The following is a 17,895-nucleotide window of genomic DNA, read 5'->3' as shown; positions in this document are numbered from 1 at the left end:
GCCGGCAAATATTTACCGGCTTTTTGTTTATTGTAATTTCTGACCTGATCTAGCCAAGGATCGCTCTGACCCGGCTTTCGTTAACTTTCAAATACCCGTCTTCGCGTGGATACATTCCTTTCGCCTGATCAATTACTAAGTTTAGAACATCAGAAGAATTCTCGTTTGTAGTACTTGCTTTGGTTACAATGTACTGCAACGCCTTCTCAGAAAAGAGTGCTCTATCTTTATTAGCTTGGGTGCGCAAGTCTTGTAGCTCTTCGCTATCAAACTCCTCTTTTGCGTCGGTGTATGAAGTAACGAACATTGGCATCTCTTCATAATTAGACTCTTCTTCTGTAGCGAGAACGCTTTTATCCATTACTGTTTGAACACTCGGCGTGTTTTCTAACGCTAAGAATGAATAAAAGACAGATTTAGCTCGTGACCTGAATTCCGGTCCGGCCATTATGTAACTTAGTGCGGCTATCCATAGCAAAAGAGCAAGTAGAGCTAGAGAGCTTTGCAATACGTCACCTACTCCCGTATAAGGAATTTGACTCAAATAGACGTATGTACCGTCTTTGTTGATAACAAGTTCGCTATCCAAAGTCACGTTAGGATCACTTTCTCCAGTTGTTCCAACTCCGGAAGAATACGCTTCCCGAATATGAACACTAATATCAACGGTATCTCTATCACAGTCGTTTTCGGCAACTATCTCTACAGCAAAAGTTCCTTCTTCTCTCGGTGTTCCCCTTATCTCTAGGTCGTTCTCGAAAAACCTAAGACCTCTCGGCAAACCGCTGAGATCAACATCTTCGAGTTCCGAACCACTTATGTCTATCTGGTGTTCAAAATTTTCACCAACTCGTCCATAAGCACGACCAGAGCCGATCTCGATAGTTAGGTTTTCGCAATCGTGGTTCGCGTGAGTTACATCAAACCCCATTCCGAATAGGGTAAAAACTAAAGCAAAAACCGCAATTACAACCTTATTAGTATGTATAGATTTCATGTTATTAATTAATTATTGTTTAGTAATTATAACTTGATTTTCCAAACTGTCAAGTTATTTAACCTCTTTGATCAATACTGCCTCTACAATGAATCTGTCTTCTTTAGCCCCAAAAGAATTACAGGTAGCAAGCGTCAGCATGGCTTCGTCCGTTTCAAAATCAACTCTAACTTCATGATCTTTGGCTAGTTTATTTGAGGTAACTTGGTAGATGAACTTTTTTCCTGCGGACTCCATCACTATTTCATCTCCTATTTCTAGACCTTTGATGTTGTTAAAGATCCTATAGTTTTGATTATTTACAACGGGTAAAAATGAACTATGGCCAAACAAGAAAATATTTGCGTTATTTTCCCCTAAGTACCCCGAACCCGGATAGTGGACTACACCGTCTTTCAGAGCTGAATCTAGGACATCAATATCCCTTGAATTTGGCATCTTGATCTTTGCGTCAAGGCCAATAGAAGGAGCTGTGATTCGATCTGGTTTTAAATTTCTGCTCTCTTTAGTTGTCTCTGGGTTATTTTTAGCAGTTTTTTCAGTTTCTTCAAGGGCTTTTTCTTCTTCCTCAGCGAGTTCCTGGGAATTATCTCTGACTTTCTCTTCGTCGGCATTTACGACCGAAATTGTAAAAACGAAAGAGGAAAACAAGAGGCAAAAAACAATGCCCAAAGTGACAAACGAGATAGCGACGTCGACTCTGGTTGTTTTTTCTTGTAATAAATTTTCCATATTAAAAAGAGTTGACAGAACTGAAAATCAATATATAATTCGTTTCAGAAACAAAACTCTACGAAAAACAAGTTATTTCTTTCTCGAACCTGTGTTATACAGCAATTATACTATTATGTCAAATACATAGGTTACTTTATCACTATTAATAATTAACAAAAATGAACGAAAATAATATACCTCAAAAAGAGGAAGCTAGTCGTCCAATAACCAACGGTACGACCAGTGAAAATAATAACAGAAGCAAACGCCCAGCCTGGATCATCGTTTTGGCAATTGCGGGGATCCTAGCGGTATTTTCAGCTCTAGGAGTTGGTATCTTTCAGTTGGCAGGACAAGCTCCTCAAAACATTTCAGAGCTTGGTACTAATTTAACGAACCTTTTTAAGGGAGAAGAGAGATTGGAACTCACGTTGGAAAGCACTGAGATGAACTCTGGAGATACTCTGGAGTTAGATATAAAGCATAGAAACAAAAGCATTGATTCCGATAGTTACACGATCGAGTTTGAATGCGATACAGGAACTAGTGTCGAGCTATTTGGAGAGTCTATATCATGCAACGATGAGATCGATCTAGACGATATAGAAGAATCCGTATCTTTCTCCATTACTACAACCGATAATAGATACACCGACATTCCTGTTGTTGTACGGGGACTTGAGTCAGACATTACTTCCGATGTATTTCTCACGGTAGTTAATACTGAAATTGCCACAGAAACAGGAGAGACCGAAGAAAATGATGACGGTGATAACGAGGAAGATAATAATGGCGATGACAAGGAAGATGAAGAAGAGACCGAAAAAGAAAATGGAGAAGAAACTACAACAAAAGAACCTCAATATATCACTATTGAGCGTAAAGGTAGAGTAAATGATCCAAGCGGCATTTCAGATCTCAATTTGGTTATTGAAGCCACAGGATCCATAGACAATGACGGCGATTTTGTCGAAAAAAGAAGGATAAACGATGATGACAGAGCGGCGATCAAGTTCTATGTGGTGAACGACGGAACTAAAATGGTTCCAAACAACTGGTATTTTAGTGCCCTATTACCAACTCGAGATAATTATTATTATCGATCTCCAGGTCAACCAAGACTATATCCGGGAGATAGAGTTGAATTTATACTTGCCTTTGACGATATACACGCTGGAGAAACTCTTTACTTGAACGCTGATCCGGCCAACGACGTCAAGGAATCTTCAGAAAAAAATAACATCAAAAGCACAGAATTCTACGTTAGATAATTACTCAAAACCAAAGAACAAATAATCGGTATTAAACCCCAGGGCAAGCCCTGGACTCAAAGGGTGTTCGCTTCGCTCACCCTTTGACCGCCCCAGAGGGGCGGGGTATTAAACCTCATATTGCTCTCCTCGGCTCGGAAATACTCAAGGCTTCGCCTTGGTATTCCTCTCGCACTACGTCGGCAATAAAACCCCGCGCTGCAATAGCTACGCGGGGTTTTATATCTACGGAAGTGTAACTCCTAGAGATCTAGTGTTGCGTCTTTTGCGTTTGACTGAATGAAGGATTTTCTTGCGCTAACATCCGTGCCCATAAGGATGCCGAAGATCTGATCTGCTTCTTGCGCGTCGTCTATTTCTACTTGTTTCAATACCCTTGCCTCTGGGTCCATCGTCGTCTCCCACAGCTGGTCAGCGTTCATCTCACCAAGACCCTTGTATCTTTGTATACTGTATTTGGACTTTTTCTGTTTAGGAGAATTATCTTCCGAATTGTTTTCATTATTCTGAACTTCTTCGATCTCTTCGACATCTTCGCCTAGTGACGCGAAAAAGTCATCTTTAGCCGCTTCTGTGTAAAAGAAGTGAGATTCCTTGCCTCGGGTTACTTTGTATAGAGGCGGCTGAGCGATATACAAATATCCACCTTCAATTATTGGCCTGAAATATCTATAGAAAAGCGTTAGTATCAAAGTCCTGATATGCGCTCCATCGACATCAGCGTCTGTTGCTATGATTATTTTATGGTAGCGAAGTTTTTCTAAATTAAATGTCTCCCCAATTGCCGTACCTAAAGCCAAAACCAATGACTTGATTTCGTTAGATCCGAGCATTCTATCCAGTCGAGCTCGCTCCACATTTAGTATTTTTCCGCGTAAAGGCAAAATTGCCTGAGTTCGGCGATCGCGTCCCGCTTTTGCGGTACCACCGGCAGAATCACCCTCTACTATAAACAACTCACTTTCTTCGGCTTTCCTTGTCTGGCAATCAGCCAATTTGCCGGGCAGAGTAACTCCTTCTAAGGCACCCTTACGCAATATACTGTCTTTAGCGGCTTTGGCAGCTTTTCTAGCTCTTAGTGCTAACAGGACTTTGTTTATAATTGCTTTTCCGTCGTCGGGATTTTCCTCCAAAAAACTGGAAAAGTTTTCAGAAAATATTGCCTCAACCGCTCCACGTGCTTCTGGTGATCCCAGCTTTGCTTTGGTTTGACCTTCAAATTGGATTTCCGGCATCTTTACAGACACTACAACGGTAAGTCCTTCCAATACATCTTCGCCGGTAAAATTATCGTCAGATTCCTTTAATAGATTATTGTTACGGGCGTAGGAATTAAGAGTGCGAGTCAAAGCTGTCTTAAATCCCGTGACATGCATTCCACCTTCAACGTTATAAATGGTATTTGCGAATGGAAAAATTTTGGAAGAAATATCGTCCACGTACTGAAGTGCTATTTCAACAGATACCTCTCCTTCTTCTTTTTCAACATAAAAAATATTTTTATGTACCGGTTTCTGGTGTTGATTATAGAATTTGATCAAAGAAATGAGACCGCCTTCAAAGAAGAAAGACATCGAAGGTACGTCTAACCTCAGATCTTCCAAGTAGAATTTATCAGTATCTATCTTCCCTTCATATTCACGGGCGTCAATAACTGATATTTTCAAACCTTTTATCAGATATGCCTGTTGGCGCATATGAGAGATGATCTTATCTCTATCAAGGTTAATATCTTCAAATATTTCCTTGTCCGGTTTGAATGTAATTATTGATCCCTGGAATTCGCTTTTACCTAATTTTTTCAGAGCCGCCTTTCTTTTACCTCTTTCGTAGCTCTGCATGTAACTATTACCATTTTTGTGTACAGTTACGGACATCTCTTCAGACAAGGCGTTAACAACAGAAGCCCCAACTCCGTGAAGCCCACCTGAAACTTTATATCCGCCTCCGCCGAACTTTCCTCCGGCGTGAAGCGTGGTCATGATCGTCTCTAGGGCTGAAACTTTTGTTTTGGGGTGCTTATCAACCGGAATACCTCTTCCGTTGTCTACAATACGCACGTAATTATCAGGCAGAAGAGCAATTTCTATGTGATCCGCTTCTCCAGCCATCGCCTCGTCACGAGAATTGTCAAAAATTTCGGTAACCAAATGATGAAGGCCATCAAGCCCGGTTGTTCCGATATACATTCCAGGTCTTTTTCGAACCGGATCAAGACCTTCTAAGACTGTGATGTCTTTAGCCTCGTAGCTGGGTTTATTCGTATCTTTTTTAGCCATCTTTATTATAAAAAATACTGCACACTAAGTGCTTATTTATACCTTATTTTAACAAATTTCCACCCAAATTGCTATCGTATTTCAAATCCATTCCGGCTTGAAAGAGCGCCGTATATTTGTTGCATTTCTTCATTTACTTCTTCGTCTGAAAGGGTTTTTTGAAAGGACTGAAATACTAGACGAAATGCATACGATGTGAATTTCTCGCTTTCAAAATCCTTTTCAAATGTATCAAACAAAGTTATCACTCCGAGCAATCCACTGGCATTACTTTTAATAATTTCTCTTACTTCATTTGCGGTAGTTCCTTCAGGTGTCCAGACCGCCACATCGCGCAGTACGTATGGATAAGGTGAAAATTCATTATAAGCTTTGAACGGTGGTTCGCTATAACTCCACTCAAGGTTGTCTGATATTTTTTGAAGAATTGCGTCTAGATCAAATTCTATAACAAAAGAGTCTTGGTTGACCTCACGAGTTAGCTCGTGAGCGGACATTTTTATACCGAGCGCCGTGTCTAGATCTGATATGACTCTATCTAGCTCTTGGTCTGGTTTGAATTTGTGTCGGCAATTCTTCGTTTTGCTCGCTCCCAACGAAAGCGATTCAATTTCTTTGTCTTTTTTAAAAATGGTGCCTATTTCAAAAACACGTACTATTTCTAGTTCCAATAATTCGGCATTGCGCGCGTTTAATTCAAGAGCGTTTTCTATACCACTTTTGAGGTTCTTTCTCAAAAATGGTTGCTCCTTGTCCAGAGGGTTTGCCACTGCAACATCACCCTTTTTTCTAAATGATCGGGTAATAATTTCGCTATATCCTAGGTCCATCAACTGATCTCGTATGATCTCTTTAGCCGGAGGAGTTGATGGAATGTTTTGAGAGATCTGACCTAATTCCTTTTCAGGAACGTTCTCGTAGCCATACAAACGACCGATCTCTTCTACAAGATCTACAGATTGCTCAAGATCTAGCCTATACCACGGAGGTGTTACTATCAGGTTTCCTTCTTCACTTACTTCACAGCCGATCATTTTCAAAATATCTATTTGTGTTTCTTTAGGTATTTCTACGCCGATCAGACTTGCGGCGTGACTTGTATCAAGTTCGATCTTTCTCTCTTTTGGTTTGTCTGGATATTCATCTTTTAAAGCGACTACTTCAATGTCAGGCGCCAATTCTTTGAAGATTCTGAGTGCTTCGCTAATCCCCACTAGGGACAACTCAGGTGGAACTTCATTTTCAAATCTCTTTGAGGCATTGGTTTTGAGTTTTATTGCCTGAGAAGTTTTTCTGATCATTACTGGGTTGAAGCAGGCGGCTTCCAAGACGATCTTGTCTGTATTCTCGTTGACACCGCTTTCTTTTCCGCCTTTAATGCCAGCTACACCTAAGACTTTATCATCAGCGGCTATTATCAATTCACCGCCTGAAAAGTTGATCTCCTCTCCTTCTAAGCTGATCAATGTCTCGCCTTCTTTTGCGATTCGCGAGGTGAGCTTGAGTTTGCCTCCTGTTATTTCTTCCAGCTTGCACGCGTCATAGGCATGTAGCGGCTGACCGGTAAGTAACATCACATAATTAGTAACATCGACAATGGGGTTGATCGATCTTTCTCCCAGTGCCTCAAGGCGGCTTTTCAGCCACTTCGGAGTAGTAGCTTTGTTTAAGCCAGATATCGTAACCGCAACGAACCTTCTAGCAGTGCCTTCTTCAATTTCAATGTCTAGTGATCCTGGTGAAGATTCTTCGACGGTGGGTATTTCAGATGGAACGATGTGTTTTATGCGAAGGGCATTAGCTGTCTCGCGCGCTATACCAAAATGCGACAAACTGTCAGATGCACGGTTGGGCAGTACATCTACTTCCAAAAAATCAAGTCCTTCATGAGCTCCAATTTCTTCTACCTCATAACTTTTCATCGTAAGCGCGTGCGCAACATCCTCCGTCGGCGGTAGCGGCGCTTCTGTATAATCTTCAAGAATACTTCTTAAAACACGCATATAGAAACTATCTATTTAAAACTGATTAATAAAACGCAAGTCGGCTGAATAAAACAACCTTATATCCGGAACTTGAAAAATAGAAGAAGCTATACGATCAAAGCCGGCGCCGAATGCAAAGCCGGTGTATTTAGAAGAATCGACTCCGGATGCTTCGAGTACATTTGGATGGACCATACCCGCGCCCATAATTTCGATCCAACCTGTGTGCTTACAAAGTCCACAGCCCGCACCAACACATTTAAAACAACGTACATCTACTTCTACTCCCGGTTCCACAAACGGAAAGAAGCTGGGACGAAATCGCACCTCTGTATCATTACCAAAGAGCTCGCCAAAAAAGTATTTCAGTGTTGCCTTTAAATCCGCCAGAGTTACTCCTTCAGCCACGCTCAGACCCTCCAGTTGGTAAAACTGAGCCTCGTGCGTCGCGTCAGTCGCCTCGTTCCTATAAACCCTACCGATAGTGATCGCTTTCAACGGCGGATCGTTTTCAAGCATGTAACGAACCTGCACAGGAGATGTGTGAGTACGCAGAACATGATCCGGTCTTCCTTTGATCCAAAAAGTATCTTGCATATCGCGCGAGGGATGATCTTTGGGCACATTCAGTTTGTCAAAGTTGTATTCTTCGGATTCCAATTCTGGTCCGCTAGCTACTTCAAAACCGAGTTTTGTTAATATATCTATAGATTTGCGCGAAAGGATAGTAAAAGGATGGAGATGTCCTTTTGTATTATGCTCATTTTCTTGCATACCTAACGATTATATACAAAACAAGCAAAAAAATAAATGTATATTTATGATTGAACGTATATTCAGACGAAATAAACGCTTCAATCTATAGATTGAAGCGTTTATTTTTATGATCTTACTTGGCTTTTGGAGCCACCTGTCAGACTCGAATCCTACAGATTCTGTATAGTTTTCGCGTCGTGCTCGCTGCGCTCCGCACGACATGCTCAAACTTTTCTCGTCTGAACAAAAGCTCATAAATGAGCTTTTTCTGTTGCCTCACTACGTGAGCCACCTGTCAGACTCGAACTGACGACCGCTCGCTTACAAAGCGAATGCTCTACCAACTGAGCTAAGGTGGCACAACTCTGACTCTAATCGTACGAACCGTTTAATGCAATATTTCTTAGGACATTTTATCACATTCGCTCAGTCGCTAGAGTAAACTCTTCCTCCTACTTCCTGTTTCGCTGCGCTCAACAACGGAAGTTCCCTCTCTGCGTTCGGGACCGGATAAAACAGAAAGCAGTTTCTGTTTTATCCAACTGAGCTAAGGTGGCGCGCTATTTCAAAGCGATTATAAATTATTCACCAAGAACCGTAAAGCATTCGTATCGGGCAATTTTTACCTTTTCACCGAATTTTTGCGTAGCTTCACTCACAAGATCACCGACTGTCTTTTCCATATCCTTGATAAAGGGTTGCTCTAACAATATCCTTTCTTTTAGGTATGAATCTATCTTGCCTTCAAGGATCTTTTCTTGCATCTCTTCAGGTTTGTCCTTCACTTCTTCTTGGAACACCTCTTTTGCCTTTACCAGATCTTCATCTTTCACGTCTTCTCGGGAGAGATAAGTGGGCTTTTGGGCAGCTATATGCATTGCTATGTCATATGCCAGTTTGCCAAAATCTTCGTGTTTAGCGACAAAGTCAGTCTCGGAATCAAGCTCCACCATTGCTCCAACAGTTCCTCCTCCGTGTATATACGCCTTTATAACTCCTGCTCCGAGCTCTCTATCGCTCTTTTTTGAGACTATATCACCAGACTTCTTTGTGAGAATTATAAGGGCTTTATCCATGTCTCCTCCTGCCTCTTCAAGGGCTTTTTTGCATTGCATCACAGAAATACCCGTCTTTTCTCGTAATGTTTTTATTTCCTCAGTTGTCGCCATAAAATCTCTTCTTAATAAACAGTTAAATTATAATTCTACTGAGCTTGTTTATACGCTTCAGCTATCTGACTTGTGAAGTAAGTAATGCTGTGCAAATTAGCGTCGTTACCCGGAATCGGATAGTCAATTTTTGAGAAATCGCAGTCTGAATTTGAAAGACTAATTACTGGAATACCAAGCGTTCTAGCTTCACTCAATGCGATTTCCTCGTGAGCCACATCTACTATATAAATCGCATCGGGTAGTCGTGTCATCTGAGTCAGACCCGCAAACCCTTCTTCGAGAGAATTAATTTCACGATCTATAAGTAGCCTTTCTTTTTTAGTATATTTTCCCAGCTCACCAGCTTCCCTTTTTTCTACTAATTCTTCAAGTTTTTTAACTCTTTTTCGAATTTCTTCAAAGTTAGTAAGAGTACCACCTTTCCAGCGCCCGTTTACATACGGCATCTGAATCGACTCAGCCGCTTTCTTTATCGCTTCCTTTCCTTCAGCTTTGCCGGATACAAATAAGATCATTTTGCCTTTCTGGGCTAACCCAGAAACATATGATTTAGCTTCTTCGAGAGCTTGGTACGTTTTCTCTAGATCAAATATCTCTATATTATTCTTTGTACCAAACAAAAAGGGCATAACTGAAGGATGACGCAATCGTTTTACGTATCCATAGTGCGCGCCAACCTTGAATAGGTCTTCTACGGCGGCCTTGTTAATTTGTGGTGTTTCTTTTTCCATACCTGAGGATTCTAGCAAACAAATCGCTTAGGCGCAACGAATTTAGAGCGTTTACTACAAAGCGCGGATATCTATTAAAACCATAATATTTTTCACTATTTTCCTGCCCTTCTATCTCAACTTTTGTGTTATCCAAGGTGTGTTTGAGATCATAGAGAGCCACTTTGTTACTAATCCTATTTTCAAGTATTTCTACAACTTGCTTGTGGTACCACATCTTGTACTCGTAACTTGCGGTCAACATTTCCCACAGATCTTCATCGTAAACGCTATGATCTTTTGCAAGAGAACGCAGATTACATATTTTATCTGCTACACAAATAAGCATGCTCCCTTCTGAATCTTCTTTGAGATTTTCAAGATAGGCTTGCTTTCTTGTCTTCCACGACAGCTTATTACCCGCGTTATCGAATTTTGGCTCTGTAACACCGTAAACCATACGAGACACATTCTCTCCAAAATCATTTTCGAGTTCCTCAAGATTATACTCGGTGTCTTCTATTACGTCGTGAAGTATACCCGCTACCAACACATCTTCATCGTTGGTGTATTTAGACAACTGAATATACACCAAAAAATATGAGCGATATACGGAATTCGCTCGGGAGTCAGACGCTCTTGGTTTTTGTGTAATAGAGCGGCTTTCTCTATGGCTCTATTAATTTTCTCAGAATAATCCATACAAACCTTGTCCGTCTTAGTTAAAATACAACGAATTTTAATTATTATCAAGCTCTATTATAAAGGTTGAGCCCTCGCCGAGTCCGTCTGATTCAGCCCAGATCTTGCCATTGTGTGTTTCTACGATCTGTTTTGCGATATATAGACCGAGTCCTGTTCCTTGAACATTTACTTCGTCTGCGTTGTCGGCTCGATGAAATTTTTTGAACAGAGTTTTTAGTGTTTTCTCGTTTATGCCCATTCCACTATCAGCTACCTCTAAACGTATTTTTCCATCTTTGTTTCTTAATGAAATGCGTATAAAGCCTTCTTTAGTATACTTGATCGCGTTATCGATCAAATTGGTTATTACCTGTTTGAATTTCAGTCTATCTCCGCGCAAGATATAGTTCTTCTCTTCAGGGTGTTCTTCTTTTTCAAACGTAACCTCAAGACCAGATTTCTCAATGTTGGGCTTTTGATCCTCTACAACTTCGGTGACAAGATCCTTAAAATCAAATGCGGCAAAATTATAATTCATACTACCTTGTTCAATGCGAGAAACATCCAAAAAGTCTTGCACGACTTGAGTTAGAGATTCTGTAGATCGAAAAACTCTCTCGAGGGGTTCCTTTAGTTTCTTTGGAACCTTACCGTAGGTATCTTCTAGTATCATCGACGTATATCCTTTTATCGCAGTTAAAGGACTTCGCAGCTGATGAGTAGCAACCGACACAAACTCCGTTTTAAGCATGTTTACCCTGTGTAGTTTTGCATTCGCGCCCCGCAATTCTTCTGCCAATTTTTCTATTCGCTCACGAGATTCAATCTCTTGCATGACACTTTTGATTATTAATAAACCAAATATTACCGAAAGTAATAAAAGTGTACTGTTGAAAATCTGGTCGACTGTATTTTGTGCAAATAGAATTCTAATTAGAATAAATATCCATAGTATGAATGTAAACAATTGTGTAGCAACAAGCTTTGTATTGAACAACTGGTATCTATAAATGGCGTAACCGCTTATCGCTGGATATAATGAAAAAAGAATGAGTGGGTATGGTGGTACATTAATATTAAATGTTAAAAAGAACACACTACCTCCTCCTATAACAGCGGCTATGGTAAATATAAAAACGTATTTTAGCTTTTGCTTTTCTATTTCTACATTTTCTTTAGCATAAGTTCGGGCGATTATAACTAATCCGTAAATTACTAATAAAGAAAAATATAGAAAAAATATAAAATATAAAGGCCCTGCGTCTGGAGCAAAATTAAAAACAAATTTCGGTACTACATCGCGAATAAATAACTCAGTAGGATTTATTATTAAAAATAGGAATCCGACAACTACTGCTGTTAAAAAAATAGGTCTGTGTTTTTTATATGTATTTGTAATAAAAATTACTAAAAGTAAATAAAATAAAGGAATTAAAATAGCTCCTACATGTAAAATAATATTACTTACTAAAGCAAACTGTTTGTCTACGGAAACTATCATCAAGAAATAAAAAGTGCTCCATAAAGCTGTGCTCATTGTCAAACCCAACCAAGCCTGGTTCTCCAATCTTTTTCTGTCATTTATGTATACAATTACGCCCGACAATAACGCAGTAAAAGCTCCTATTAATAGGGATATGCTATAGTAGTTGAAGTAAATCTCCATAATTTCTCACTACATATTATTATACAGTATAATCTATTAAATATTGATTTCCCAATTTTGTAATTTCTAGGTCTTCGGAAATAATATCTGCAAGGTCGGTAACTGACTCGAATGTTACATTGCTTCCATGATGAGGTTCTATATGGATGTCACCCTTGTATTCTTCTCCATTTTCATAAGCTTTAATAAATGTTTGTAATTTACCTTGAAGTGCGTAAATTGCAGACTGCGGAGATGAACAAGATACATGTGGATTTTGCATTCCATGCATATGTAAACCTTTTGGTACTTTATTTTTATTCCAATAACCATGCCAATGACTGATGGAAAAACCACCTTTATATGCTTGTTTACAAAAATAAGAACTTTTATCTAATCCGAGTAATAAATTTGCAATAATACCGTTACCAACAGCGTGAGCAATAATTACATTCGTATCAAACGATGGTCTTGATTCTTTATAGTTAAAACCATTCTTAGGAAATTGAATTATCTTCTCACCTTTCACTAGACCAATTTTAATAATATCGCTCTTCGGATCCATTTTAGTTTTATCTGAACCCGATCTTTGTGTTAAAACCCACACATCCGGAACAGTAACATCAAACCATTCATTTTTAATATTCAAATAAACGTGGTAATAACCATCTTCGTCTTTATAAATTTTTTCTATGGGTTCTTTGTTAATTTTTTCAGGGTTTTTCAACTTTATAGGTAACTGTTTTGCCAAAAAACCATAACTCATTCCACTTCTGTGATCTAGATGTAATTTTCCAATCCATTTATAAAATTCATTTCTAAACGGTAGATCATCTACTTTCTTACCAGTAGGATATAGGTTTGTTTTTGAAAATTTTTTTGATCCGTTTACTAAATCATTAATATGTTCTTCTTGATTATTCCCTACTACAGAAAAAGAATTGTTATCAATTTTAAAATCCCTTAGTGTTGGTGGCATTATCGGGGCCGCTAACTTTGGAATTAGAGCCCATAAAAGCGCTCCTTTAACCTCTCTATCATTCAGTCTATAAACAGGATGTGCTAGATTGAAATTGTATAGGATAAATTTATTTCCATCTGTAGCTAGAACTACATGACTTATATTAAAAGCAAATAGTTCCATTGCTTTATTAAAATGATCATCAAAAGATGACCTTTCAGTAATTTCACTTGGCCAATCAAGTATAGATATGACCTGATTATCGGATAAACTAGACGTATAATCCACAGGCATCTTCCATTCTGGATGAGATCCTAATGAAATTATTGATATATTTTTTTGAATTCTATTTCTTTTCCAAATACTTTTAATAGATACAAATGGTATATACCCTCTTCTTTTATTAATTTTAAACAATGAATAGATTATAAAAAAAATATTATTTAATGTAATTTTTATAACTTTCTTTAGATTTTCTAAAAAAGAGACGTGGGACAATGATTCATTATAGGGTACGACTTCAACACCAATATCTTTTATCTGACTCTCAATCTTTTCTGCAAACTTGATAACATTATTTGATACTTTTTCTTTATCATACGGAAAAAAAGTCACCTTAATGGTCTTAGCCATTTCGTAAGGTGTTAGACAAACCTTTTTATCTAATTTTAACCCTAAAATTTTCCTAATTACCTCTTCATTCATGCAAGAATCTATAACCACACTTATATCTTACTCTCTATAAAGTATAACACCAAAAGCAAAAACTTGACTATAGCTCAACTTTTCCCACCTCTTCTAAGTCGTCCATCCCTTTAATATCAAACTCCCTTATATCCTCACGTAGTAACTAAGTATAAATACTCTCTATATTTTCTCTTTATATATTCCCTCGACCACTTTTCTTGCGAAATCCTTGAATGCAAAAACACCAGGTTGGTCATTCTCTTCATTGTTTTCATAACCAAAATGAAGAGGCTCACCGATTCTAATTCTAACCTTTCTTCTGCGTAATAAAAACTTAATAAATGTGATATTTTCAATTCCTTTAATATATACTGGTAATACTGGTGTATTCGCTGCATACGATAAGTATCCGACACCTCCACGATATTTTCCTTCGTGGCCATTTTTTGCCAAACCTCCTTCTGGGAAAATACACGTACTTCTTCCGCTTTCTAATATTTTTATATGTTCACGTAGTGAATATGCATAATCCTTTTTTCCTTCATATGCCGGGTATCCACCAATAAGCCGAAAGAACCAACCTCCATAAAGCAGTTTTTCTATGATCCCCGATGTATAAAATCTTTTTTCCCTAGTAACGAAAAATAATGGTATGTGTCTAGAAAATAAAGGCAGCGATGTTTGAAGCAAGAAAGGATCAAATTTACTAGTATGATTTGTAGCAAAAATTACCTGCCCATCTTTGGGAATGTTCTCTGTGCCGCGTACTTCTAAACGAAGAAAAAGAATAAATAAAGGCCTGGAAGTAAGTCTAACTAAATATTGTATTACTACAGTTAAATACCCACCTATCAAGAGAAAAACTGAGTATAAGAATTTCATGTTACTTTTTTTACTATACAACGTTCCATACTTTCTGTATATAAATCAAAAGCCAGCATAATAAATAGCTGGCTTTTGATCTTCTTTATATTCCCTCGTCTTGTAGCTCTTTGAGTAATTTTTTGGCTTTTCTGGATAACTTCTTCGGATGATCGATTTGAATTTTGACCAACAGGTCACCGCGTTTATTGCCCGAAATTACAACTCCCTTGCCTTTCACACGCAAGGTATCACCTGAATTTGTGCCCTCGGGTATTTTTAGTTTCAAGTTGCCGTCAAGGGTCTCTATACTATACTCTGCTCCGAGCAAAGCGTCGGTGAGTTTGACATTAAGATTCATCACCAGATTTTCTCCCTGCTTTCTCAGTGTTGAGTGCTTGCTCACATGAACCTTGACATAAAGATCTCCGGGTATTCCTCCGGCTACGGCTTCACCCATACCTCCCATACGGATCATTTGTCCGTCTTCAATGCCGGCAGGTATAGCGATAGTTATTTCTTCTTGCCGATTAACAACACCCTGACCAGAACAGGTACCACAAGGTTCTTCCGGAACTTCTCCTCTTCCATTACAAGCAGTACATGGTCTCACAGTTGTAAATGAACCGAAGATAGAGTTGCGAGTTTCATTGACTTTACCTGCGCCTTGGCAAGTCCCGCAGGTTTTCATATTTGTTCCCTTCTTTGCTCCGGAACCCTGGCATACGTCACAAACAGAGGTTTTGGTCAAAAGGACCTTTCTTTTTGTGCCAAAGACAGAATCTCTAAAATCTATCTCTACATCAATGGATATATCTCGGCCTCTTTTTTGTCGACGACCGCCACCGCCAAAGAATTCGTTGAAAATATCTCCAAAGTCAAAATCCTGGAAATCAAAACCTTGACCTCCGGCTTGCTGGAAGCCAGAAAAGTCAAAACCACCGGCACCGGCTCCACCGGCCTCGTTGAACGTACGTCCATACGAATCGTATTCAGCGCGCTTCTTGTCGTCAGACAATACAGAATACGCCTCGCTCACTTCCTTGAATTTATTCTCATCTCCTCCTTTTTTATCGGGGTGGTACTTGTGTGCCAGTTTCCGAAATGCTTTTTTGATATCATCCTTCGAGGCTTTTTTCTCAACTCCAAGAATTTTGTAATAGTCTTTTGCCATGGTTGCTCGAAAGATTTAGATTTTAAGAGTTTTTGTTTTGGTCTTCGTCTTTATTTTCGCTACTCGTATCGTCTTCATCTTCTTTAACTTCAGCATCTTTCGTTTCTCCCTCACTCTCAGATCCGCCTGTTTGCTCTTCAGTTCCTCCTGCTTCTCCCTGAGATGCGCCGCCAGCTTGCGCCTGTTGCTGCTGCGCCATTTGTTCGCCAATCTTTTGGATCTCAGTTGATAGCGCTTGTGTTTTAGACTCTATTTCCGAGGCGTCTTCGCTTTCTTTGGCTTTTTTCAGTTCATCGATCTTTTCTTGAACCGAATTCTTGAGATCCTCAGAAAGTGTATCTTTGTTATCTTGCAGAGATTTCTCAGAAGTGTAGATTAGTTGATCTGCCGCATTTTGGGCCTCTATCAATTTTTGTCGTTTCTCGTCTTCCTCGGCGTGCTTTTCAGCATCCTCGCGCATTTTTTCAATTTCTTCTTCGCTTAGTCCGGCAGTAGCTTCAATGCGGATAGATTGCTCTTTACCGCTTGATTTATCTACTGCCTTAACGTTCAAAATACCGTTAGCATCAACATCAAATGTTACTTCAATTTGCGGAACTCCTCGTGGTGCAGGGGGTATGCCGTCCAATATAAATTGCCCGAGAGACTTGTTATCTGTTGCCATAGGACGCTCACCTTGTACGACATGGATTTGTACAGAAGTCTGATTATCGGCAGCTGTCGAGAACGTTTGTGACTTTGAAGCCGGGATCGTCGTATTTTTTTCTATCAATTTTGTAGCTACACTTCCCATTGTTTCAATTCCAAGTGATAGAGGTATAACATCAAGAAGCAATACATCTTTTACATCTCCTTGAAGTATTCCGGCCTGTACGGCGGCACCGAGAGCCACCACTTCATCAGGGTTGATCGATTTGTTTGCCTCTTTCCCAAAAAGTTCTGTTACTGCTTTTTGTATAGCAGGCATACGTGTTTGCCCTCCAACTAGAATTATTTCGTTGATATCACTGAACTCAAACGGCGAAGCTTCAATGGCTCGTTTTGTGATCTCAATAGAACGTTCAACGAATTCCTCCGCCAATTCTTCGAGTTTGGAACGATTGAGCTTTATGATCAGGTGCTGAGGACCTTCATCGGTAGAAGTAATAAATGGAATGTTGATCTCTGTTTCAGTTTGGCTGGACAACTCGTGCTTTGCTTTTTCTGCGGCTTCATCCAGGCGCTGTAGGGCAAGTGAATCTTTTGATATATCAACCCCCGTTTCCTTTTTAAATTCGTCTATCAACCACCTAACGATCTTTTGGTCAATATCTCGTCCACCCATATGGCTGTCTCCGTCAGTCGACTTCACTTCAACGACATCATCTCCTACTTCCAGAACCGATATATCGAAGGTTCCTCCGCCAAAGTCATATACCACTATCTTTTCATCTTTCTTTTTGTTGAAACCGTAAGCTAACGCAGCCGCTGTAGGCTCATTAAGAATTCTCTTGACTTCTAGACCGGCGATCCTTCCCGCATCTTTAGTAGCTTTACGTTGATTGTCGTCAAAATATGCCGGTACGGTAATAACCGCTTCTTTTATCTCTTCACCCACTTTTGACTCGGCATCTTTTTTCATTTTCTGAAGAACCATTGCCGAGATCTCTTCGGGCGAATGCCATTTCTCACCCATTTTCACTTTTATGCCTTCACCATCGTCTGATTTTTCGATACTGAACGGCATATTTTCTTTGTCCTTCTGGACTTCCTTGTCGTCGAATGAATGCCCTATGAAGCGCTTAGCTCCATAGATAGTATTTTGTGGGTTTGTTACTGCTTGCCTTTTAGCTATTAGGCCAACCAGTCTTTCGTTGTTTTTAGAGATGGCAACTATAGAAGGGGTGGTTCTATTGCCTTCGGCATTTTCAATGACCGTAGGCTCTCCACCTTCTATTACCGCCATAGCTGAGTTTGTTGTACCTAGATCAATTCCGAGTATTTTTGACATAGTTTTGTT

General features: G+C 39.5%; 14 protein-coding genes and 1 tRNA gene. 1 reads left to right on the top strand and 14 read right to left on the bottom strand.

Translation table 11 applies throughout. The features are described 5' to 3' along the window. Positions 1–49 precede the first annotated feature (49 nt). Together U5L75_02155 and U5L75_02150 are read right to left on the bottom strand one after the other, a co-directional pair. A complete protein-coding gene (locus U5L75_02155) occupies positions 50–997 on the bottom strand; it encodes a hypothetical protein (protein ID MDZ7726362.1) in 948 nt (315 codons plus the stop codon). Positions 998–1,051: 54 nt separating this feature from the next. Further along, positions 1,052–1,729 (bottom strand): sortase, encoded by a 678-nt coding sequence (locus tag U5L75_02150; GenBank protein MDZ7726361.1) that lies wholly within the window; start codon positions 1,727–1,729, stop codon positions 1,052–1,054. 161 nt (positions 1,730–1,890) lie between these two features. Between U5L75_02150 and U5L75_02145 the strand changes: the two genes are divergently transcribed. Continuing rightward, positions 1,891–2,982, top strand: coding sequence for a hypothetical protein (locus tag U5L75_02145; protein MDZ7726360.1), 1,092 nt, complete (start codon positions 1,891–1,893; stop codon positions 2,980–2,982). Between the two features lie 242 nt (positions 2,983–3,224). Here the strand turns inward: U5L75_02145 and U5L75_02140 are convergent, their stop codons facing one another. The 12 genes from U5L75_02140 to dnaK all read right to left on the bottom strand — a co-directional run bounded on the left by U5L75_02140 (position 3,225) and on the right by dnaK (position 17,886). Next, positions 3,225–5,261, bottom strand: coding sequence for a DNA gyrase subunit B (locus tag U5L75_02140; GenBank protein MDZ7726359.1), 2,037 nt, complete (start codon positions 5,259–5,261; stop codon positions 3,225–3,227). Between the two features lie 71 nt (positions 5,262–5,332). Further along, a complete protein-coding gene (locus U5L75_02135; protein MDZ7726358.1) occupies positions 5,333–7,264 on the bottom strand; it encodes a phenylalanine--tRNA ligase subunit beta in 1,932 nt (643 codons plus the stop codon). 15 nt (positions 7,265–7,279) lie between these two features. Continuing rightward, the gene (gene pheS, locus U5L75_02130; protein MDZ7726357.1) at positions 7,280–8,020 is read right to left on the bottom strand and encodes a phenylalanine--tRNA ligase subunit alpha; all 741 of its coding nucleotides are present in this window, start codon (positions 8,018–8,020) and stop codon (positions 7,280–7,282) included. Between the two features lie 268 nt (positions 8,021–8,288). After that, positions 8,289–8,361: transfer RNA gene (locus tag U5L75_02125), tRNA-Thr, on the bottom strand. A 222-nt stretch (positions 8,362–8,583) separates the two neighbouring features. Continuing rightward, positions 8,584–9,171: an elongation factor Ts gene (gene tsf, locus U5L75_02120; GenBank protein ID MDZ7726356.1), complete on the bottom strand. Its 588-nt coding sequence runs from the start codon at positions 9,169–9,171 to the stop codon at positions 8,584–8,586. A gap of 35 nt (positions 9,172–9,206) precedes the next feature. Then, on the bottom strand, positions 9,207–9,905 hold the full coding sequence (rpsB, locus tag U5L75_02115; GenBank protein MDZ7726355.1) for a 30S ribosomal protein S2: 699 nt from the start codon (positions 9,903–9,905) through the stop codon (positions 9,207–9,209). Next, the gene (locus tag U5L75_02110; protein MDZ7726354.1) at positions 9,880–10,464 is read right to left on the bottom strand and encodes an HD domain-containing protein; all 585 of its coding nucleotides are present in this window, start codon (positions 10,462–10,464) and stop codon (positions 9,880–9,882) included. The genes rpsB and U5L75_02110 overlap by 26 nt, the downstream gene beginning before the upstream one ends. 159 nt (positions 10,465–10,623) lie before the next feature. Next, positions 10,624–11,403 (bottom strand): HAMP domain-containing sensor histidine kinase, encoded by a 780-nt coding sequence (locus tag U5L75_02105; protein MDZ7726353.1) that lies wholly within the window; start codon positions 11,401–11,403, stop codon positions 10,624–10,626. Positions 11,404–12,253: 850 nt separating this feature from the next. After that, on the bottom strand, positions 12,254–13,879 hold the full coding sequence (locus tag U5L75_02100) for a hypothetical protein (protein ID MDZ7726352.1): 1,626 nt from the start codon (positions 13,877–13,879) through the stop codon (positions 12,254–12,256). 162 nt (positions 13,880–14,041) lie between these two features. Continuing rightward, positions 14,042–14,743, bottom strand: a complete 702-nt coding sequence (locus tag U5L75_02095) for a lysophospholipid acyltransferase family protein (protein ID MDZ7726351.1) — start codon at positions 14,741–14,743, stop codon at positions 14,042–14,044. Positions 14,744–14,828: 85 nt separating this feature from the next. Continuing rightward, positions 14,829–15,896: a molecular chaperone DnaJ gene (gene dnaJ / locus U5L75_02090; protein ID MDZ7726350.1), complete on the bottom strand. Its 1,068-nt coding sequence runs from the start codon at positions 15,894–15,896 to the stop codon at positions 14,829–14,831. A gap of 22 nt (positions 15,897–15,918) precedes the next feature. Continuing rightward, the gene (gene dnaK, locus U5L75_02085) at positions 15,919–17,886 is read right to left on the bottom strand and encodes a molecular chaperone DnaK (GenBank protein MDZ7726349.1); all 1,968 of its coding nucleotides are present in this window, start codon (positions 17,884–17,886) and stop codon (positions 15,919–15,921) included. Between the last annotated feature and the right edge of the window lie 9 nt (positions 17,887–17,895).

This window comes from Candidatus Campbellbacteria bacterium (assembly GCA_034521025.1).
Classification (GTDB): domain Bacteria; phylum Patescibacteriota; class Minisyncoccia; order Phycocordibacterales; family JAXHMZ01; genus JAXHMZ01.
The sequence above is the reverse complement of the archived record's forward strand: the minus strand, read 5'-3'. Positions and strand labels throughout refer to the sequence as shown.

Coding starts and splice junctions, on each gene's coding strand:
- U5L75_02155 (MDZ7726362.1), bottom strand. CDS start 997: ATGAAATCTATACATACTAATAAGGTTGTAATTGCGGTTTTTGCTTTA.
- U5L75_02150 (MDZ7726361.1), bottom strand. CDS start 1,729: ATGGAAAATTTATTACAAGAAAAAACAACCAGAGTCGACGTCGCTATC.
- U5L75_02145 (MDZ7726360.1), top strand. CDS start 1,891: ATGAACGAAAATAATATACCTCAAAAAGAGGAAGCTAGTCGTCCAATA.
- U5L75_02140 (MDZ7726359.1), bottom strand. CDS start 5,261: ATGGCTAAAAAAGATACGAATAAACCCAGCTACGAGGCTAAAGACATC.
- U5L75_02135 (MDZ7726358.1), bottom strand. CDS start 7,264: ATGCGTGTTTTAAGAAGTATTCTTGAAGATTATACAGAAGCGCCGCTA.
- pheS (MDZ7726357.1), bottom strand. CDS start 8,020: ATGCAAGAAAATGAGCATAATACAAAAGGACATCTCCATCCTTTTACT.
- tsf (MDZ7726356.1), bottom strand. CDS start 9,171: ATGGCGACAACTGAGGAAATAAAAACATTACGAGAAAAGACGGGTATT.
- rpsB (MDZ7726355.1), bottom strand. CDS start 9,905: ATGGAAAAAGAAACACCACAAATTAACAAGGCCGCCGTAGAAGACCTA.
- U5L75_02105 (MDZ7726353.1), bottom strand. CDS start 11,403: ATGCAAGAGATTGAATCTCGTGAGCGAATAGAAAAATTGGCAGAAGAA.
- U5L75_02100 (MDZ7726352.1), bottom strand. CDS start 13,879: ATGAATGAAGAGGTAATTAGGAAAATTTTAGGGTTAAAATTAGATAAA.
- U5L75_02095 (MDZ7726351.1), bottom strand. CDS start 14,743: ATGAAATTCTTATACTCAGTTTTTCTCTTGATAGGTGGGTATTTAACT.
- dnaJ (MDZ7726350.1), bottom strand. CDS start 15,896: ATGGCAAAAGACTATTACAAAATTCTTGGAGTTGAGAAAAAAGCCTCG.
- dnaK (MDZ7726349.1), bottom strand. CDS start 17,886: ATGTCAAAAATACTCGGAATTGATCTAGGTACAACAAACTCAGCTATG.